The following is a 21132-nucleotide window of genomic DNA, read 5'->3' as shown; positions in this document are numbered from 1 at the left end:
GCTAAGAGACAATATGGATGAAGATGAGATCATACAACTTCTGCCATACCAATACAAAAAATCCCGGGAATAACCTCGGGATTTTTTGTTTGATTACAGGACGGCCTAAATTGAATGGTTACAGTTCTACAGACCAACTATTGTTGGTATTTATATAATAATTCAACCTTTAGGCTTGTGGGCTGTGAAGTTCGCAAGCCTTTTTTCTCTTGCCACAATGCTTTCACGGAACTGTCACCTCTACCAATCGCAAAAGGCTGCCGCCTCAAAAGAGACAGCAGCCTTTCACTATATAGGCAACGGTAGTCTATGACATTTGTGGTACTCTACCAAACGACAATTCTGCACTTTCCTTCTTTTTGTCGATCTTGATAGAGTCACCTTTCTTCACATCACCAGAGAGGATCATCTCGCATAAGCCATCCTCAACATAAGTTTGAATGGCTCTTTTCAGTGGGCGGGCACCAAACTGAATATCGTAGCCTTTCGATGCCACAAACTCTTTGGCTGCATCCGTCAACTGTATCTGCAAGCCTTTCTCCTCAATGCGCTTATAAAGTCCTGAGAGCTCTATGTCGATGATCTTCTTGATAGAATTCAAGTCGAGCTGATCGAAGGTAATGATCTCGTCAAGACGGTTGAGAAACTCCGGTGAGAATTGCTTACTCAGACTCTTTTGAATCACCGACCGGGCGTATTCCTTATCTTTGTCACTCAGATTGCCCATGTTTGTGATTCCGCCTGCGTTGAAGCCGACACCATGACTAAATTCTTTCAACTGGCGTGTACCAGCATTGGAAGTCATGATAATCACCGTATTGCGGAAGTCCACAGTCCGTCCATTGCCATCTGTGAGTCTCCCTTCATCAAGCACTTGCAGCATCAGGTTGAAGACATTGCCATGAGCTTTCTCTATCTCGTCGAGCAAGACGATAGAGTAGGGATGACGCCGCACTTGCTCTGTCAGCTGTCCACCCTCCTCGTAGCCGACATATCCTGGAGGTGCTCCGATAAGTCGCGAGACATTGAAGCTCTCTGTATACTCGCTCATATCTATACGTATGATCGAATCCTTTGAGCCGAACATGTTCTCTGCTAAGCACTTTGCGAGATAGGTCTTTCCTACTCCAGTAGGACCCAGGAACATGAATGCTCCAATAGGATGATTGGGATCTTTCAATCCAACACGGTTGCGCTGAATAGCCTTCACGAGTTTTTCGATAGCTCCATCCTGACCTATCACACGCTTTTTCAGATCAGAGCCCATATCTCTGAGTTTCAAGGTCTCGCCTTTTTCCATGCGCTGGACGGGAACTCCACTCATTCTTGACACTACCCCGGCAACATCTTTGTCTGTGACTTTCTGACGTGACTCAGCGTCTCCGTTCTGCCAAGACTGCTGCAGCTCATGCAGCTCTTGCTCGAGATGAGATTGACGGTCACGGTAGACAGTCGCTAGTTCGTAATTCTGACTTTTGACAGCCTGCTCCTTTTTATCTTTAACCTCGTTGATCTCCTTCTCTTTGTCTGTGATCCCTGGTGGCACCTGAGCATGTTGCAAACGTATGTGAGCACCGACCTCATCAAGTGCGTCAATTGCCTTGTCCGGGAATTCGCGGTCTGTGATATAGCGTTCTGTCAGACTTACACATGCTTGAAGAGCTTCTTCTGTGTATGTCACATGATGATGCTCCTCATAGCGGTCTTTGATGTTGTGGAGTATTTGCAGAGTCTGCTCAGCTGTTGTCGGTTCCACCAATACCTTTTGGAATCTCCGCTCCAAGGCACCATCTTTCTCGATGGTCTTTCGGTATTCGTCAAGAGTCGTAGCACCAATACACTGGATGGTACCGCGTGCCAACGCCGGTTTCATGATATTGGCTGCATCCATCGTGCCAGGAGAGGAACCTGCTCCGATAATCGTGTGAATCTCGTCGATAAACACAATGATATTCGGATTTTGCTCCAACTCTTTGATCAGCGCACGAATACGCTCCTCAAATTGTCCGCGGTATTTAGTTCCCGCGACAATACCGGTCATGTCCAGACTGACAAGCCGACGATTGAAGAGAACGGGTGAAGTGTGATGCTTTACGATTTGCTGTGCCAATCCTTCTACAATAGCACTCTTGCCAACACCAGGCTCACCAATGAGGATGGGGTTGTTTTTCTTGCGACGACAGAGAATCTCCGTGACCCGCTGAATTTCTTTCTCTCTTCCCACAACAGGATCGAGTTTTCCTTCTGCAGCAGCACGGGTTAGGTCTGTAGAGAAGTTATCCAATACGGGAGTCTTGCCATTACCTTGTTGTGCAACATCGGTTTGGGTGGACTGCATACGGCCACCACCTTTTATATTGTCACCTTCCTCGAAGTCTTCCTCATCTTCGTCTGGCAGTCCGATACCATCTGTGGTAGGCTTTTTCTGTAACAGCCTTGCCACTTGTTCGTAGTCTACACGATTAGCCTCAAGGACAATCTTGGCTCCATTGTCAATTTGATCGTGGAGGATTGCCAGGAGCACATGCTGGGTATCCACGACAGAGGTATGCTGAATACGGGCCTCAAGGACTGCCAACCGTAAAATATTGCTGGCTTGATCATTGAGTATTATATCATTGACTATATTCTTGTTATCTGAGACTGCCGGTGAATTGGCTCTTAATCTCTGCTCTAATTCCTCTTTGATCCGTGGTATGTCGACATTCAATCCATGTAGCAAATCGGTAACGACGCCTTCCTTCTCACGGAGAATACCTAAGAGAAGGTGTTCCGGACCCACCGAAGTGCTGGCCAGGCGCGTCGCCTCTTCCCGGCTAAAAGCCAGAATCTGTGAAACTTTGGGTGAAAACTGACTGGTCATATTTCCTTTTTACCTTTCTTTTTCTGTTAGATACGATGCAAATATACTTCTTTTTGCTTTAATCTACAAGGACTATGCCAAAAAAATAGTTATTCGTGGCAAATCTCTCTGTATGGGCAATTATCGCATCGCTCTGTGTGAGCTGTTGGCATGAAATCAAGTTCAGGATTGAAGATCTCAGCCAGCAATTGCTTGAGTTGATCCAAGAACTCAGGCCACACGGTACTGATGTCGTCTAAAGTCTCGCGTGAGCCACGTCCGACGGCAAACGACAATACAGGATTATAAGTCTCATCTGACGCCTGACGGATGAAGAGCAGAGCGGGGGCTACGCCTTGCTGCCTCATCTGTCCAACCTTCTTATAGGAGTTGGCGCCATATTTCACTACTCCTGCGTAAAGCATTGTCTGCAAATAATAATTTGTATGTTTTGTATCTATATTGTCTATATTGAAGACATCCTTGACATCTGCAGGCAATGAAGTCAAAGGTCTGCCAGTCTTGTAGTCTACGATTCTGACGATATTCTTTCCATCTTGGTTGACTTTGTCAATGCGATCAACTTTACCGCCAATGTTCAAGCAATGCTGTAGTCCATTGACCTCGAAGGACACTTTGTCATAGAAGCTTTCTTCCAATGCCAGAATGTCAAAAGGTGCCCATGCAGCATCCAAGTGCAAAAGACGTTGGAGATAGAGTCTGATGACATTTTTGTTGAGCATCTGTAATCCATTGTATTGAGGGACGAACTGGTGCTCGTCGGCCTGGAAAAGCTTTTCACGGAAGGCTTGATCTATGATACGCTCCAAAAAGCTGGGATCCTTAAGTACTGACAGGATCATGTCTTTTGTGATGGTGGCTTGCTGTTGACTCAACTGCTTGTAGATCAACTCCGCACTATGATGGAACAGATCTCCGAACATCGTGTTGTCGATTTCGTCGATATTGTCCTCATCTTGTTGATGCAGCTGGCAGATAGAATTATAATAGAACTGCAAAGGGCACCGCATATATTGACCTAAGGCAGAGGGAGAGATACTCTTCATGTCATGAAGCACTTTCATCACTTCCTCTGTCTTGGTCTTTGCCTGACACAATCTTGAACTTTGATTTTGTCCTGCTGTCAGTGTATAGCGCTTAATGTGCTGTGTACCATAGCTCTTGATCATGAGCTGTAACATGAATCGGCTCATTTCTCCTTTTTGTCCGTCATCTGTCGCATTATTATATAATAAGGTGACATCATGAGCTCTTTGTATCAGCGATTGGAAATAATAAGCGAAGATCGCCACCTTGTTCTCTACTGTCGTGAGTCCATAGCCCACACGGATGGAATGAGGGATGAAAGAAGCGTCATTGATATTCTTTGGGAGTTTCCCCTCGTTGCATGACAAAAGAATCACATGCTCAAAATCAAGATTTCTCGTCTCCAATACACCCATGATCTGAGTACCTACAGCCGGTTCGCCATGAAAGGGAATGGCTGTAGACTGTATGACTTGCTGCATGAGTCTTTGCACGATATAAATGCTGACCAGCTGCTTACCACTTTTTTCATCTATACGACGGTCGTCTTGGCTGCCATTTTTTTGAATGTTCACAGACATAATGTCGTCAAGTCGGTTTAGCAACGTATACATGGAGAAGATAGACTGATGAAGCAGGTCGTTGCGTATGCTTCGCGTGTTCTGCCCGATGATTTTAAGTAAATCCGTCATCCAAGATAATAGTGGCAGCGTTCCTTCTTTTGCCTCTAAGGGCTGAAAGAGCAGTGACAAAGAGTCGTCAAATCCATCAGTCAACTCTTTGATACTTGGATAATATCGGTGATTGCTATTTAGCTGAGATGCCAAAGTCTTACAATCATCAGAAAGATATTGGGCATAAGGATGCAACAATACCCTGTTGATGTATTGCAGTTGGAAATGTCGATGATCATTGGTCAATCCTTTCAATTGCAGAGCAATCAACGCGTCTACCAACACACTGACTTCTGAAGCATTCAAAGGAAAGCCTGTAGTAACGTTGACATTCTGGATGTCTCCTGGCAAACTATGAATCACGGATGGCAATAGATTCTCATCTGCCATCACGATAGCAGTCCTATTGCCATCCTTAATTCTGTCATTTTCCGACAACCATTGAGCGACATATCGTGCTTGAATCTCCTCGGTTGGTGCGGAAATCATGCATATCTCTTTAGGAGACTTCATATTGTCAAAGACTTCTGATGGATCGATGCCAGCACTGGCCAGGTTATTGTTGAGTTGATTTGGAAATATATCCAGATATTGCTTGATATACTTTCCTGCATCTTCATCGATGAAGTTGACATCATAGTCCCAGTAAAATTCAGCTTTACCCTCCATCTTCAGCCTTCGGAAAAGGTCTTGCTCCACCTTCTGAAGGAGGTTGAAGCCTACGAAGATGTATGTGTCGTACTGAAAGTCGAGATTTTCTTGATCGATGACTTCCCGATAGAGCATACCTTCATAAGCCAGCCCTTGCTTCTCCAATCTTTGATGGAGCTCATGATAGATACCACCGAGATGCTCCCAAATGTTTTTGAACCTGCGCTGCAACTGAGAATCTTGCATCATCGTGTGAAAGAACTCTTCCAAACTTAGTCTTTGTGCATCTGTCAGGAAGCTAAAATCGCTCATCTCTTCCCATGCTTGTAAATCAATGAAGAGTTTGTCGGGGTCAACTTCATTCTTGTCAATATCGTCGAAATCGGCCAGCATCAGTTGTCCCCATGAGAAGAAATGATCAAGCGTCTCCTCGGAACCGGTGATATCACAAAAGACATTATAGACTTGAAAGACAAGTGTGATGGGATCCGGTACCTGTAATTCACTATGCTCACGAAACAGCTCACTGATGGTGATATATTTAGGGCTCCACAGCGCGTGCCCGGCCTCCTGATACAGCTCTCGATTGAAAAATATCGATGCACGCTTATTAGGAAAGACAATTGCTATTTTGTCGAGATCTTGTCCATGTTTTGCCAAGACGTCCTTTGCCACGAAATGGAGGAAGGTGGGATTTGCTTGGTTGGAATTGTTTTTTATGGGCATGTCAATAAAGGATTTTTTATGATAACGCGAAAAATATAAGGTAGCCTTGTGTGAAAGACTACCTTATGCGATTTCTATTTATTCTTAGTGTAGAGGAAACGTTTGATGGAACGCTTAGGCGTCTTCTCAAACTCACTGTCATGGAGCCGAATCTCTGACAAATGGCAATAAGCTGGCAACTCAGCATTGAGTTGCTTTCGATTCTGCTCCATAATGGTGCCAAGGTCGGTCTCGCTGAAGCCTATCTGCTTTGCTGTGTCTAAGTCGGGGTAAACCAGTCCTACGAGTTTGTTGCCTTCTTGAATGACAACGCTCTCGGAAACCATAGACATCGAATTGAGTTTGTCTTCAATCTCTTCCGGGTATATGTTTTGTCCGTTGGATCCCAACAACATGTTCTTAGAACGCCCCTTGATAAAGACATTACCATTCTCATCCATCAAGCCCAAGTCACCCGTATGGAACCATCCATCGGCATCAATGCTGGCCTTGGTGGCTTCTTCATTCTTATAGTAACCCAGCATTACGTTAGGACCTTTTGCAAGGATCTCACCCGGTATGTTGGCTGGATCTTCACTCATCACTTTCACTTGCATGTTCTTGGCGGCTCGTCCGCAAGACCCGGGGACGTAAGTCTTATAGTCTGCATAGCAAATGATCGGAGCACATTCTGTTGCGCCATAGCCAACTGTGTAATGGAAGCCTATGCGGTACAGAAACTTCTCCACCTCCTGACTAAAAGCGGCTCCTCCAATAATCACCTCATAGAATTCACCGCCAAAAGCCTTTGTCACCTGGTCACAGATCTTCTCAAAGACGCGCTTGTTGATACCCGGCATCTTCATCAAGAGGCGAAGCTTAGGATCCTGAATCTTTGGGAATACTTTCTTCTTGATGATCTTCTCAATGATCAGCGGCACGGAGATGATAATCTTCGGCTTAACTTCAGAGAAGGCCTGTGCAATGATGGCCGGAGAAGGTATTCGTGTCAGATAGAAAACATGGCAACCTGCTATGAATTCGAATAGAAATTCAAAGGACATACCATACATGTGAGCCATTGGCAGAATGCTAATCACGCTATCGCCCTTCTTTACTGTGTTACCCAATACAGAATAGGCAAAGTCTATATTGCTCCACAGAGCCCGGTAGGGGATCATGACACCCTTAGAAAAGCCTGTGGTACCACTTGTGTAGTTGATGACCGCCAATTCGTCAGGAGACTTCTCTGTATAATAGTGGACATGCTCCTTGCGGAAATACTTGGGATACCTCTGTCCAAAGATCTCATTGAGGTGCTCGCGGGCATAGGTCAGTTTGTCGGTACGTGAGAGTACGAGGGAGTAGTCCGGAATATAGATGATACCTTCCAGGGAAGGCATCTTCGTAGCGTCAATCTGTGTTGCTACAACATCTCCTGCAAACAGTATTTTTGCATCGGAGTGGTTAACGATGTTATGGATTTGATCTGCTGTAAACTCATGCAGAATGGGAACAGCAATAGCACCATATGTCAGCACGGCAAGAAAAGCAGCAGCCCATGCGGCACTGTTTCGGCCACACAGCGCTATCTTGTCGCCCTGCTTGACACCGGAACTTTCAAACATGATATGAAGCTTTTCGATCTTGCGTGCAACGTCATGATACTGCAATGTTGCACCTTTAAAATCAGTCAGCGAGTCGAGATCCCAATGGTCTACGATGCTTTTCTGAATCATTTGATTGAAGCTTGGAATAGAGCCTGTCATATCTTTAGATAAAAATTGTTCTTTAATGTTTTGTATGCGGATGCTTAATAAGCATTTTTATAGAGATAACGCTTGATGGACTTCTTGGGAGTCTTCTCAAACTCGTCAGGGTGAAGTTTAATCCTGCTGATCTTGCAGAAAGAGGGCAACTGCGCATTGAGTTCTTTGCGGTTCTGCTCCATGATGTTGTTCAAGTCTGCTTCCGAGAATCCCATAGACTGTGCTTCGTCCATGTCGGGATAAACCAGCCCGACGAGCTCTTCACCATGCTGAATGATCAAGCTCTCGTTGACCATCGCCATTGCATTCAGTTTATCTTCAATTTCCTCGGGATAGACATTCTGTCCGTTGGATCCCAGAAGCATATTTTTGATACGTCCTTTGATGAATACATGACCATCCTCTGACATCGTTCCCAAGTCACCCGTGTGAAACCAACCTTCTTCATCGATGACGGCTTTTGTAGCTTTGGGATTCTTATAGTATCCGGTCATCACGTTCATGCCACGGGTAACGATTTCCCCCGGTACGTTCTGAGGGTCATGGCTGAGGATTTTTATTTCCATGTGATCAACACAAGTGCCACAAGAGCCTGGTGTGAAGTCATGCCAGTCGGAATATGTAATCATAGGTCCCGTCTCTGTGGTACCATAGCCAAGCGTAATTGGGAAATGGATCGAAGTAAGGAAGTTTTCTACTTCCTTGCTTAAACTTGCGCCGCCGATAATGATCTCATAGGTCTTTCCACCCATGATGTTCATCACCATCTGCTCTACACGCTCCTTAACCAATTTATTGAGACCTGGTAGCTTCATCAAAATGGACACACGTGTACTGTCGAGTGCCGGCATCACTTTCTTGCGTATAATCTTTTCCAAAATCAGAGGCACAGAAACAATCAGATCGGGATGAATATCCATGAAAGCCTGCTGAATGATCGTGGGACTGGGTAATCGCGTCAGGAAATAGAGATGATTGCCTAAACTGAACTGCAAAAGAAATTCGCATGTCAGTCCATACATGTGAGCCATTGGCAATATTGACAACACATTACCGTTTGGCTTCATTTTACTGCCAATAGCCTTAGTCAGGAAATCAATATTGCTCCATAATGAGCGGTATGGCAGCATCACACCTTTAGAGAAGCCCGTCGTGCCGCTAGTGTAATTGATCATAGCGGTTTCTTCGGGCATATCTTCATGATAATGAACATGTTCCTTCCGGAAAAATTTTGGATATTTGTGGCCATACAGCTCATTGAGATGCTCCACGGCATAGCTCAACTTTTCGGAACGACATTCCAACAATGAGTTATCAGGCATATACACGACACCCTCAAGATTGGGCATCATGGAATAATCCAGCTCTGTCGCCACTACATCGCCAACGAAAAGCAATTTGGATTCGGAGTGATTGACAATGTTATAAACTTGCTCAGATTTGAACTCATGCTGTATAGGAACAGCTATGACACCACAGGTCAATGCAGCAAGGAACACACAAGCCCAAGCAGAACTGTTTCTGCCGCAAAGGGCAATCTTATCACCGGCCTTGATGCCACATTGCTCAAATACTATGTGTAGCTTCTCTATCTTGCGGGCTACATCATGGTATTGAAGTGTGGCACCCTTGTAATCGGTGAGTGCATCTTTGTCCCAGTTGCTTTTGATAGTCTGCTCTACCAGAGAGTTGAAACTATATTTATTCTCCATTGCACAATCTTCAAAATTTTGTGCAAAGGTACAATCTATAATGCACAATTCCAAAAAATATGTGCATTAATTTCTTCTAACCCTTCATTTTTCTGCTCTTTACTCATATTTCATAGTCTTTGCCGGATGAATATGCGACACAAGATAACTTGGTGCTATCAAAACAAAGACACTGATGAGAAGCGTTGCAATGTTAAGTAAGACGATCAGAGGAATGTTCAACTCTATAGGAACCGTGTTGACATAATAAGTAGCCGGATCCAACTTGACAATGCCAAAGTATTTTTGAATCAAGCAAAGACCTATACCCACCAAGTTGCCAATGAGCAATCCTTTGCCAATGATAAACACAGCAAACCACAAGAATATGTGACGGATAGTCTTGTTTCTTGCGCCTAAGCTCTTGAGTGTGCCTATCATCGCCGTACGCTCCAATATAATAATGAGCAGACCTGAGATCATTGTTACAGTTGCCACTGCCATCATCAGCAGAAGGATGATATAGACATTCACATCCAGCAGATCCAGCCAAGAGAAGATTTGCGGATTAAGTTCTCTGATGGTCTGAGCTACATAAGTCTGGCCATAATGGTCTGTGTGTTTATTAATCTTGTTGACAAAACGCTGATCCACCTCGTCAACTTTGTTGAAATCATTTACCGTTGCAGCAATGCCTGTTGCTTGATCTTCTTTCCAGCCATTAAGCTTGATGGCTGTGTAAAGATCTGTCAGACACATCAGATTGTCGTATTGACTCAGATTGGTCTGGTAGATACCGGTAATCTTGAATCGACGCATTCTAACTCCATTGTTATCAATGAAGTAGGCAAATACACGATCGCCGACTTTCAGTCCGAGCTTATCTGCCATGATCTGAGAAATAGTCAGCTCGTTTGAGGCCTGACTATCAGAGAAATGGGGTAGGGAACCGGCTACAAGATGTTGATGGAAAAATGTAGAATCAAACTCTTGTCCTAATCCTTCAAACATGACACCGAGAAAATCGTTGTCAGTCTTCAGCACACCTTGCTTATATGCAAATCGCTCTGCATGCTTGACACCGGGTATCTGCTTTACGACATTCATCATAGAGTCGCCCACAGCGATAGGATTTTGTTCACCATCCATCTGGTTCATGAAATTGGTGACTTGGATATGAGAGCCAAAGCCTATTACTTTATCTCGGATAGAATGCTTAAAGCCGATGACGATGCAAACCGACGCGATCATCACCGCCAAACCGATAGCAATACCTGCCGTAGCAATCGTGATTGCTGGACGTGATACTCTTTTCTTATCTCCCGGCGTACGATAGATGCGCCGTGCTATGAACAAAGGAAAACTCATCGTAGTTCTGTCTTTCCCGGATATGCTTCCAGTGCCTTGCTGAGTACGACAAGGGCACGTTCCAAATCTTCTTTTTTCAACACATAGGCGATACGCACCTGATTGATACCGGCGCCAGGAGTCGTGTAGAATCCCGCAGCAGGCGCCATCATCACCGTCTCTCCTTCGTAATTGAATGTTTCGAGACACCAACGGCAGAATTTCTCGGAGTCGTCAACAGGCAACTGAGCAACAGTGTAGAAAGCTCCCATAGGAATGGGGGAGTAAACACCAGGAATGCGATTGAGGCCATCGATCAAGCATTTACGGCGCTCAACATATTCATCGTAAACATCACGATAATACGACTCAGGAGCGTCGAGCGAAGCTTCTGCAACAATCTGACCAATAAGAGGTGGTGACAGACGAGCCTGACAGAACTTCATGACGGCTTTCCTGACTTCCGCATTTTTGGTGATAAGCGCTCCGATGCGGATACCACATTCACTATAACGCTTTGATACAGAATCAATTAATATGACGTTCTGCTCGATGCCTTTTAGATGCATGGCACTGATATACGGGCTACCCGTATAGATGTATTCTCGATATACCTCGTCAGAGAAGAGATAAAGGTCATATTTCTTTACTAAGTCGCGTATTTGATTCATCTCGCGCCGTGTGTAAAGGTATCCGGTAGGGTTGTTTGGGTTGCAGATCATAATGGCGCGTGTCCGGTCATTGATCAACTCTTCAAACTTTTCAACCTTAGGGAGAGAGAAGCCTTCCTCGATAGTAGTCGCAATCGTGCGAATCTTGGCTCCAGCCGAGATCGCGAAAGCCATATAGTTGGCATAAGCGGGTTCTGGGACGATGATCTCATCACCGGGATTCAGGCAACTCATAAAAGCGAAAAGCACTGCTTCTGATCCGCCTGATGTGATGATTATATCGTCGGGAGTGACCTGAATATTATATTTCGCATAGTAATCTACCAGTTTTGTCCGATACGACAAGTAGCCTTGTGAAGGAGAATACTCCAAAATTTTGCGATCGATATGTTTTAAAGCATCCAGTCCAACTTGCGGTGTAGGCAAGTCTGGCTGTCCGATGTTTAAATGGTAGACCTTGATACCTCTTTGCTTGGCTGCAGCAGCCAATGGTGCCAATTTTCTAATTGGAGACTCTGGCATCTCAAGTCCACGGACTGATATTTCAGGCATTTCTTTAAAACTTTATATTGCGTGAATAAATATTGCTTACTTAATGATTTAAATCTGTGCTTCTCAAAATAATTATGGAATTAATTGATCAGCAAATGCAAAGTTAATGATTTTTCTTGATTGAGCCAACTTAGAGAGTTTTTTTTTAAATCTCAATATACTTTTATAGATTTCTCTATACGTTATTTATCATAATGTCCATTATACACAAAACTGTTTTCTAAGCTTCAAAAAGGGAAAAACATGATCATCCGATGGTAATCTAGGTAAAATCAAAAAAAAATCTGCTTGGATTTTTCTATCTCACAAAAGGTACTTCGCTACGTAGGTTTCAATCATTCTCTGCTTAACGAAGGATCTTTTTCTATAGCATTACAACATAGATAACATAGCTTCGACCCCTCGAACACACAGCTTCGTCCCCAACATAACATAGCTTCGTCCCCAATATCACACGGCTTTGTTCCCAATATAAGCGAGAAACTGATAGTTTTTCAGCGAGAGACCGATAGTTTTTCAGCGAGAAACTAAAGGCTTCTCTGCGAAAAAACTATAAAAATATAGCGTTAGACATAAAAAGATGAGGCCCCGACTCACGCCGGAACCTCACAACAACACAAACACAAAATTGCGGGATCTAAGTCACCGCTATAAATCGAAATATGATAAGAGAGATTAAAATATTCTTCTTTTCAGGGCGTCTCTTACATGACGCCGTCTTCGCGTAACTTCAGTTGCCATTTCCATGCTGAGCGCAAGACATCATCAAGCGGCGTTTCTGCTTTCCATCCAAGAACTTTGTTCGCCTTGGTGCAGTCGCCCCAAATCTTTTCGATGTCACCCTCACGACGTGGACCGTATTTCCAGTTAAGTTTCACGCCGGTAGCCTTTTCAAAGGTTTCAACGATTTCCAATGTGGAATTACCATGACCTGTACCGATGTTGAAGTAGTCGATCGGTTCAGCATTCTGATCCAAAACACGTGCCATGGCAGCAACATGCGCCTTAGCCAAGTCGACAACATAGATATAGTCACGGATACAAGTACCGTCAGGTGTGTTGTAATCGTTTCCGAAGATTGTCAACTGGTCGCGAATACCAATGGCTGTTTGAGTGACATAGGGAATCAGATTGGCAGGCACTCCGTTGGGTAGTTCACCGATCAGAGCGGAGGGATGCGCGCCAATAGGATTAAAGTATCTTAGGATGATGCTTTTGATGTTAGCGCCGCTATGGATATAGTCGTAGATAATTTGCTCGTTGATCTCCTTAGTGTTACCATAGGGAGATGTAGCCTTTTGGTGTGGAGCATTTTCTGTTACAGGCAGGTTCTCTGGCTTTGGCTGGCCATAGACAGTGCAACTTGAAGAGAATATGATGCCTTTGACATCATATTTGGGCATAAGCTCCAAAAGGTTGATGAGAGACACAATATTGTTGCGGTAATACAGCAAAGGCTTGTGGACGCTCTCCCCTACTGCTTTGCTTGCTGCGAAGTGGATAATGCCCTCAATATCTGAATGCCTCTTGAAAACTTCTTCCGTAGCCTGCTTGTCACGCAAGTCTATCTTCTCGAAAGAAGGACGTACGCCTGTGATCTTCTCGATGCCATCTAGCACCTTGATATTCGAATTGGATAGGTCGTCGACAATGACAACTTTATATCCAGCTTCTATCAATTCAACTGCTGTATGAGATCCAATAAATCCCATACCTCCTGTCACCAAAATGGTTTGCTTTATATCCATATATGTTTATGTGATCAGATATTTTTTGCAAAGGTAATATTTTTATTTGGAATAATCTCAATTGTTTCCAAAAATATTTCTAATAGATACTTTATTCCTTTTCAGTTTTTAACAAAGTGGTGTCTTTTTCCACATAGAAGGGGACTTGTTGTGGTTGCAGCGACGAGAGCCTTTATGAGTGTATCTTCCAATTATCTTGCTTATAGGACGAAAAAGCTACCTTTTTTATCAAAAGTATCAAATAACTGTGTTTCAATTTTCTTTCTTCCTTATTTTATCCTTATCTTTGCCAAAGGTTAGAAATAAAACGAATTGTACCATGAGAGAAGGACAGTTAAAAAAGAACCTACTGCTCGCGATGTTGCTCATGTTGGCAACAATGACGTTTGCGGCTTGTAGTGTGAAAACGAACACTGATGCTCAGACCGATACGTTCAAGACGAAAAGCGGGAAGGAGATCACCTTCTCCGCTATCAAACACGGCAGCATCCGCATTACCTTTGACAGCAGGGAGATAGAAGTGGACCCTGTATGCCAGTTGAAGCCTGTGACCGATTACGGCAAAATACCCCAGGCTGACTATATCTTTGTCACGCATGAGCATTTCGACCACTGTGACACCGTAGCCATCCGACAGTTGGAAAAGCCGATGACAGTGATAGTCACGAATGCCAACTGTGCCAAGATCATCGGCAAGGGAAGAGTCATGCATAATGGCGAACAGCTGCGGCTTGCTGATGACATCACCGTGGACGCGGTACCAGCCTACAACATCACACCCGGAAAGGAGAAATTCCATCCCAAAGGACGCGACAATGGCTTTATCCTCACGCTTGACGGCTTTCGCGTCTATATCTCAGGCGACACAGAGGATATCCCCGAAATGCGGAATATCAAGAACATCGACGTGGCCTTCCTTTCGACGAACCAACCCTACACCATGACGCCAGAGCAGACAGCCCGGGCTGCAAAGACTATAAAGCCAAAGGTGCTCTTCCCTTATCATTACTCCGATACCGATGTTCAGAAGATTGTCGATCTCTTAAAAGGTACCGGCATCGATGTGAGGATCAGAAACTATCAATAAAACTATAGAGATTTACATTGAGAGAATCCACAAATACAAGCAAATGGACTGCGGCGTTGAGAGCCGCAGCCCCATATACCATTCCTATTTTCGCGGGCTACTGGTTTCTCGGACTCACCTACGGCATCCTGATGAACGTGTCAGGTTTCTCATTTGTTTGGCCCATGATGATGGCAGCTGTTATCTACAGCGGCAGCGTGGAATTCGTTGCCGTAAAAGTACTACTGCTGTCTTCCTTCCATCCGCTGCAGGCTTTCGTCATGGCGTTTATGATTGGAGCTCGCCATCTATTCTACGGCATCCCCATGCTCGACCGGTTCAAACACAAAGGATGGTCATGCTATTAGCACTTATTGCGCTACGACCAAGATTGCATACGGAAGAGCCCGTCAAGGAAACAGAACATACCTCAAATCACAAAGAACCGGAGCTATATTTATCAGAAAGGAAGGAGAAAGTGAGATGACACTGACACAACAAATTATTACGATCGCTTGCATGGCTATCGCCGTGATGACGACACGCTTCCTGCCCTTCGCCTTGTTTCAAGGCAGTAAGACTCCCAAAGTCATACAATATCTTGGCACGGTGCTCCCCGCTGCTGTGTTCGGACTATTAGTGGTATATTGCTTGAAAAACGTCGACATCACAACCGGGTATCATGGCATACCGGAACTGATGGGCATCGTCGCTACGGTAGCACTGCATGTATGGCGCCGTCAGATGATGCTATCGATAGCAGGAGGAACCATCACCTATATGATATTGGTGCAAACTGTCTTTGCGTAAAATGGCACTAAAAGTCTACCACCGTGATGCCAGCCCCACCGAACTGCACATTCTCATCTGCAAAATGGCTGACATTAGGCTCTGCGCTCAGATATTGACGGATCAGCTGGCGCAAGATGCCATTGCCTTTGCCATGGAGAATGCGCACTCGGGGCATGCCCATGAGAATGGCATCGTCGATGAAATAGCGGACCGCTTGCAATGCTTCATCTCCTCTCATGCCTCGGACGTCAAGATCTTGGTGGAAATTCTTTCTGTGGTCGTCGATGGTCTCTTGGGTCATGCGAGAAATACCATATTGCTTCAGTCCCTCTTTCAACTCATCCATCTTTGTCTTTGGACGATCACTGTTTTCGGTTGAGGCTGAGTTATCGGTTAATATCAGCCGGTTTAGAGGCACCTTGGTACGCATGTCACCGAAGATCACGGTGGCAGTATTACCGTCGAGTGCCTCTACCCTACCCTGTGACTGAATACCACGCATCTTTACGGCGTCTCCAACCACAATCTCGCGCTTGGCGTCTTGATGTCTTTTACCCAAAGTATCTCTCAAGACCTTGGCGGCCTGCTGCTCCTCCGCCTGCTTGTCTTTCTTGCGCTGTTCGTGACGTTGCTTGCGGGCTTGTATCTGCGCCACCTTCTTCTGAAAGTCCTCATCTGAGAGTATCCCAGAAGAACGCTTGCCCGGCTTCTTCCATGTGCCTTCATCGACATCCTGCTTGAACTGCTCGAGTTCCGCCCGGATCTTTTTCGTGGCTTCCTTCTCAGCCTGTTCTTCCCGGATCTCCCTGATAGCATTTTCTATCTGCTTGTTGCTCTGTGCGAGCAATTCTTTGGCTTCCTGACGCGCATTGGCAAGAATCTCCTTGCGTTGCTTCTCGACTTCTGTGACTCCCTTCTCGTATTCGTCAATTTGGCGTTGCAAACGCTTTTCTTGCTCATGTACGGCTTGTCGTTTCTGTTCCCAGTAGCGCTTGTCGCGTACGATATCTTGAAGATATTTATCACTTTGAATATAGTCGGAGCCAACGATGTCTGATGCTTCACGAATCACCTCCTCCGGTAATCCTATCTTACGAGCTATCTCAATGGCAAAAGAGCTTCCAGGACGGCCAATCGACAACTGAAACAGTGGACGCATCTCGTGGCGGTCGTAGAGCATAGCACCATTCACCACACCCTCATGGCTGTCGGCAAAATGCTTCAGATTCTGATAGTGGGTCGTGATCACTGCCCATGTACCCTTTTTGCAGAACTGGTCTAACACGCTCTCGGCAATCGCGCCTCCAATTTGTGGCTCTGTGCCCGTTCCAAATTCATCGATCAAAATTAAAGTCTGAGCACTGGCTTGACGCATCATCACCTTCATGTTTAAAAGATGCGACGAATAGGTGCTCAAGTCATTCTCAAGGCTCTGCTCGTCACCTATGTCAATCATAACATCCTTAAACACACCACATTTACTCCTGCCACTTACAGGTATACTTAATCCTGTCTGAAGCATGTATTGCAACAATCCTGTTGTCTTTAGGCATACCGATTTGCCGCCAGCATTGGGACCAGAGATGATAAGGATATGCTTTTCGGGCGTAAGTTGTATGTCCAGCGGTACTACTGCGGTTGGCTTCTGGGTCTCCACAACTTCACTATCTTCTTTTGCTTGCTTAGCATGGATTAGATGACGCTCCAACAGTGGATGACGGGCTGCTATGAAGTCAAGGTAGGGATAAGCCTTCAGCTCTGGCTCTACGGCACGCATCGTCTTCGCAAGTTGGCATTTCGCCTGTATCAAGTCAATTTCGGCAAGGAAATGATAAGAGTCGAGCATCTCGCGGACATGCGGGCGGATGCGGGACGACATCTTCGTCAGTATACGGATGATTTCCTGGCGCTCTTCTGCCTCTAACTCCCTGATTTTATTGTTGGCCTCTACCACTTCGGTCGGTTCTACAAACACTGTACGCCCTGTAGCACTCTCGTCATGTACAATACCCGGGATACGGCGTTTGAGAGAAGGAACAATCGGAATTACCAATCGACCATCGCGCAGTGTAGGTGTCACGTCTTTCTCCACTACCCCCTCACTTTGAGCAGAGTGAAGAATGCCATTAAGGATCTTTGAGATAGAACCTTCCGTCCTGGCCAATTCCTGACGGATAGCATGCAACTCAGGTGATGCACTATCGCGCATGTGACCATATTTATCAATAATCTGGTCGATCTGCTGGATAATAACCGGAAATGTAGCAATGCCGTCTGCAAGATCGTGAAGAGCAGGATAACTCCACTTCTTCAATTCAAAATCACCTTTCGCTTCTGCCTCATCCTCCAAAGGCACACCTCTATAAAGGAATCGAACCAAAGAGTCTATCGTCGCCAAGGAACGTCTGAGGTCGAAGAGCTCACCCTCTTCCATCCATGTTCCCTCCAATCGCACTCGCTTCAGGCTGTCACGCACGTCATAAAACCCCGACAGATCGAAGTCATCTTCTTCCTCGATGATCCTCCTCATCTCTCGGTTCTCCTCCATCCAGTTCGCAATCTGTTGAAAATCAGATGAGAAGGCTATCGCCTCCACCATACCTTTTCCGAGAGTACTCAGACAATAGCCTTTTAGCCATGTCCGCACCTCGTCGTATCCTATCTTCTTTTCGAAGTTCTTTGGGTATATCATTTCTATTTATCTATTTTATCCTTTTATCATTTCTATCTATCACCCAGATCTATCTTGCTGTCAAATACAGCTTTACCTGACTTTTTTCTTCCGATCCATTAATCAGATCCTACTGATATTTTATTTATATCGGATCTTGTTCATAGAAAATCTGATTTATATCAGCTGACATATATCGACCTTATTTATAATAGACCCGATTTAATGTCGGACCCAATTTGAGTCGAACCTATATTATATAGACCCGATGAATGTCTAACCAGACTTAGGCCGAACCTAATTTGCGCTGGACATAATCCAATCTATAGCATTTATCTTCTAGCATCAATTTCCATGGTTTCACAGTTTCATGGTATCATTGCCTGATCTTTCTTCTTTCTGAGAGAACAACCATAATCAGCAACCACTTCACCGTATGACATTATTTGCAAAATTACCTCTTTTCATTTAGCTTTCGATCTTATTAATGTTAATAATACTTAATCAACTTACATTTCTTTCGTTATTCTGTCTCATATTTCAAATGAATTGTGTACCTTTGCACTCGCTTTCGAAAAGGAAGTTGGTACACACAACCATTGGAGAGATGGTAGAGTGGTCGATTACAACGGTCTTGAAAACCGTCGTACCGAGAGGTACCGGGGGTTCGAATCCCTCTCTCTCCGCTGAAAAATTTTAACATTTATTGCTAAAAGTTCAAGAAATTAGCTAAGTGCCGTAATTCCAAGGAGTTACGGCACTTTATTTTGTATTCGTTCTCATTGCGAAACCTCTAAAAATCCTCTCACGGGTCTCAAGATGGTCTGATTTCGGTACATATATGGTACAGAAAATCATCATCGACGAAAATTGTACCAAAGACCACGTAAAGACCCTGCAAAGACCATGCAAAGACCACTATGAAGTCATTGTAATTCAGCCGATTATGTTTAACTTTGCAGCCGGATAAATTTCGGTGCTTGAGCTCACAACTCCTGCTTTTTGTGTACCAAACGGTGCATTTTGGCAGGATTCCGTGTACCAAGCCGGGATACCGCTGTACTATTTAAAAATTAATTCGTTATGAGACGAGCTTTTAAGACGATTTTCTACATCCGTGGAAATTATGTGAACAAAAATGGACAAAGTTCCATCATGATTCGTTTGTGTCTGGACAGAGACCGCCTTTGTATCGGCACAACAGGTATCACCATTGACCCTACCCTTTGGGATAAGGACTATCAGAAGGTGAAGGGTCGCACTACCGTCGCCTTGCAGGTGAACAAGAAGCTAGAGGGCATCCGTACCGAGCTGCAGGGCATCGCTGACAAATTGGAACTGGAGAATACCCTTTCATTGGACAAGGTGAAGGCAGCCTACCAGCATGAAGACGTGGAGTATAACACCATTGGTCAGCTCTTCGACAAGTATATAAGTAATGTGAAGGCAAAGACGGGCACAACGCTCAGTGAGACATCCTATCACAAGTATGAGCTTTGCCGCAAGCGTTTCATGGAAATGCTCGAAGCCAAGTACCACTGCAAGGATATGCTGCTCCGTGAGCTTAATCCTACTGTCATCGAGGATTACTACATCTATCTGACTACATCTGTCGGCCATTGCAACAACACTGCCGTTAAGACGATGAAGACCATGCGTACGGTCATCCTCCACGGAATCAAGATGGGCGTGCTTCACAACGACCCGTATCTTGGTGTCCAGTTCCACATGGACGATGTTGACCGCGGCTACCTTACGGAAGAGGAGATTAAAGCCATCATGGAAAAGCCGTTCCATCTGAAACGCCTTGAGCTCACCCGTGACCTTTTCATCTTCTCATGTTTCACTGGTCTTGCATACATCGATGTCAAGGCATTAATGCCTGAGAACATCGTCACCCTCAACGGAGTGGAATGGATAAGCTCTAAACGAGTAAAGACAGGAACGAAGATCAGTGTCGTACTCTTTGAGGGTGCCAAGCTAATCATTGAGAAATACAAAAATTATCCTAGAAAGAAAGGTCATGTATTCCCAATCTACTCCAACCAGAAGACAAACGATTATCTGAAGGAGATTGCTACGGCATGCGGCATCGACAAGGATATATCGTTCCACATGGCGCGTCACACTTTTGCCACACTGACGCTTAGCAAGGGTGTGCCTATCGAGTCCGTTTCCCGTATGCTGGGTCATAAGAACATTAAGACTACGCAGATATATGCACGGATAACCAACAAGAAGATCGAGGAGGATATGGCTAAGTTCTTCAATGACAAGACAATAAGCAGCCTCAGTGAGGAGTCGGTGAACATGACGGCCAAGGATAAAAACACCACCAGGGCAAAGAATAAGAAAAAAGGCGGCACCCAGGCATCTGCCCAGGCTTGAAGCCTATAGCCCGCCTTGTTGTCCTTACTCTCGAAAAAGGCTCTTGGTGCAACATATGTATCAAGGGCCTTTTTGCGTTTATACATGCTTAGTCATTTATCTGCTTGTATAACGATTATCTATCAAAGGTTTGGAAACCTCAATCGTTCTCAATCTCAATCGTTCTATGGATTGTGTGCCGTCATCGCAGACGAAGCGCGGCAAACCCGAGCGAAGCCGCTTGCCGCCAGCGAAGGCGAAGTTGACAGGCATTCAATCCTAAGAACAGTTGAACAGACCACTCTCCCCTGCCGCCGGAAGTTCCGTTCCGGTGGTTAAAGCGATGCCTTCTATGGCATGGCTTTAAGGGAGATAGTTCTATCTAACCAATGTTCACCCCTGCTGAAGTCATCAATTTTGGCCCAAGGGGGATTGTCCGTGGCGGACGGATGCCGCTGCCTAACCAAAGACAGTAACACATCTATAGAAAAAGAAGGGTATATCCCTTATTCCCTTCAGGCATGACCTGAAGGCTTTCA

At 45.0% G+C, this 21132-nt stretch carries 12 protein-coding genes and 1 tRNA gene; 5 read left to right on the top strand and 8 right to left on the bottom strand.

The features are described 5' to 3' along the window. Positions 1-307 precede the first annotated feature (307 nt). The 7 genes from NG346_RS13015 to galE all read right to left on the bottom strand — a co-directional run bounded on the left by NG346_RS13015 (position 308) and on the right by galE (position 13691). On the bottom strand, positions 308-2863 hold the full coding sequence (locus tag NG346_RS13015) for an ATP-dependent Clp protease ATP-binding subunit (protein ID WP_262288848.1): 2556 nt from the start codon (positions 2861-2863) through the stop codon (positions 308-310). Between the two features lie 89 nt (positions 2864-2952). Next, positions 2953-5940, bottom strand: a complete 2988-nt coding sequence (locus tag NG346_RS13010) for a PD-(D/E)XK nuclease family protein (RefSeq protein WP_262281186.1) — start codon at positions 5938-5940, stop codon at positions 2953-2955. Positions 5941-6014: 74 nt separating this feature from the next. Continuing rightward, complete coding sequence (locus tag NG346_RS13005) at positions 6015-7688, bottom strand: AMP-binding protein (protein WP_262281187.1); 1674 nt, start codon at positions 7686-7688, stop codon at positions 6015-6017. Between the two features lie 44 nt (positions 7689-7732). Then, entirely contained in the window at positions 7733-9400 is a 1668-nt protein-coding gene (locus NG346_RS13000) for an AMP-binding protein (protein ID WP_262281188.1), read from the bottom strand. A gap of 99 nt (positions 9401-9499) precedes the next feature. Next, positions 9500-10747 carry an ABC transporter permease gene (locus NG346_RS12995; protein WP_262281189.1) on the bottom strand — a complete coding sequence of 416 codons (1248 nt, stop codon included), beginning with the start codon at positions 10745-10747 and terminating at the stop codon, positions 9500-9502. Beyond that, the gene (locus NG346_RS12990; RefSeq protein ID WP_262281190.1) at positions 10744-11949 is read right to left on the bottom strand and encodes a pyridoxal phosphate-dependent aminotransferase; all 1206 of its coding nucleotides are present in this window, start codon (positions 11947-11949) and stop codon (positions 10744-10746) included. Before NG346_RS12990 ends, NG346_RS12995 begins: the two co-directional genes overlap by 4 nt. A gap of 704 nt (positions 11950-12653) precedes the next feature. Then, positions 12654-13691 carry a UDP-glucose 4-epimerase GalE gene (gene galE, locus NG346_RS12985; RefSeq protein WP_262281191.1) on the bottom strand — a complete coding sequence of 346 codons (1038 nt, stop codon included), beginning with the start codon at positions 13689-13691 and terminating at the stop codon, positions 12654-12656. 325 nt (positions 13692-14016) lie between these two features. On the opposite strand from galE, the gene NG346_RS12980 reads away from it, so the two are divergent. The 3 genes from NG346_RS12980 (at position 14017) to NG346_RS12970 (ending at position 15573) form a co-directional block, all read left to right on the top strand. Next, the gene (locus NG346_RS12980) at positions 14017-14784 is read left to right on the top strand and encodes an MBL fold metallo-hydrolase (RefSeq protein ID WP_262280554.1); all 768 of its coding nucleotides are present in this window, start codon (positions 14017-14019) and stop codon (positions 14782-14784) included. Between the two features lie 17 nt (positions 14785-14801). Continuing rightward, complete coding sequence (locus NG346_RS12975; protein WP_262280553.1) at positions 14802-15131, top strand: AzlC family ABC transporter permease; 330 nt, start codon at positions 14802-14804, stop codon at positions 15129-15131. 115 nt (positions 15132-15246) lie between these two features. Further along, on the top strand, positions 15247-15573 hold the full coding sequence (locus tag NG346_RS12970) for a branched-chain amino acid transporter permease (RefSeq protein WP_262280552.1): 327 nt from the start codon (positions 15247-15249) through the stop codon (positions 15571-15573). 7 nt (positions 15574-15580) lie between these two features. Here NG346_RS12970 and NG346_RS12965 read toward each other — a convergent pair whose 3' ends face one another. Beyond that, the gene (locus NG346_RS12965) at positions 15581-18247 is read right to left on the bottom strand and encodes an endonuclease MutS2 (RefSeq protein WP_262280551.1); all 2667 of its coding nucleotides are present in this window, start codon (positions 18245-18247) and stop codon (positions 15581-15583) included. Positions 18248-18827: 580 nt separating this feature from the next. On the opposite strand from NG346_RS12965, the gene NG346_RS12960 reads away from it, so the two are divergent. Continuing rightward, a tRNA-Ser gene (locus NG346_RS12960) sits at positions 18828-18912 on the top strand. 397 nt (positions 18913-19309) lie between these two features. Further along, positions 19310-20614 (top strand): tyrosine-type recombinase/integrase, encoded by a 1305-nt coding sequence (locus NG346_RS12955; protein WP_262280912.1) that lies wholly within the window; start codon positions 19310-19312, stop codon positions 20612-20614. Positions 20615-21132 lie beyond the last annotated feature (518 nt).

The sequence above is a fragment of the Hallella absiana genome (assembly GCF_025457485.1).
GTDB lineage: Bacteria > Bacteroidota > Bacteroidia > Bacteroidales > Bacteroidaceae > Prevotella > Prevotella absiana.
Note: the sequence above shows the minus strand (reverse complement) of the source record. Positions and strands in the feature narration are given on the sequence as shown.

Coding starts and splice junctions, on each gene's coding strand:
- NG346_RS12970 (WP_262280552.1), top strand. CDS start 15,247: ATGACACTGACACAACAAATTATTACGATCGCTTGCATGGCTATCGCC.
- NG346_RS12965 (WP_262280551.1), bottom strand. CDS start 18,247: ATGATATACCCAAAGAACTTCGAAAAGAAGATAGGATACGACGAGGTG.
- NG346_RS13015 (WP_262288848.1), bottom strand. CDS start 2,863: ATGACCAGTCAGTTTTCACCCAAAGTTTCACAGATTCTGGCTTTTAGC.
- NG346_RS13000 (WP_262281188.1), bottom strand. CDS start 9,400: ATGGAGAATAAATATAGTTTCAACTCTCTGGTAGAGCAGACTATCAAA.
- NG346_RS13010 (WP_262281186.1), bottom strand. CDS start 5,940: ATGCCCATAAAAAACAATTCCAACCAAGCAAATCCCACCTTCCTCCAT.
- NG346_RS12980 (WP_262280554.1), top strand. CDS start 14,017: ATGAGAGAAGGACAGTTAAAAAAGAACCTACTGCTCGCGATGTTGCTC.
- NG346_RS12995 (WP_262281189.1), bottom strand. CDS start 10,747: ATGAGTTTTCCTTTGTTCATAGCACGGCGCATCTATCGTACGCCGGGA.
- NG346_RS13005 (WP_262281187.1), bottom strand. CDS start 7,688: ATGACAGGCTCTATTCCAAGCTTCAATCAAATGATTCAGAAAAGCATC.
- NG346_RS12990 (WP_262281190.1), bottom strand. CDS start 11,949: ATGCCTGAAATATCAGTCCGTGGACTTGAGATGCCAGAGTCTCCAATT.
- NG346_RS12955 (WP_262280912.1), top strand. CDS start 19,310: ATGAGACGAGCTTTTAAGACGATTTTCTACATCCGTGGAAATTATGTG.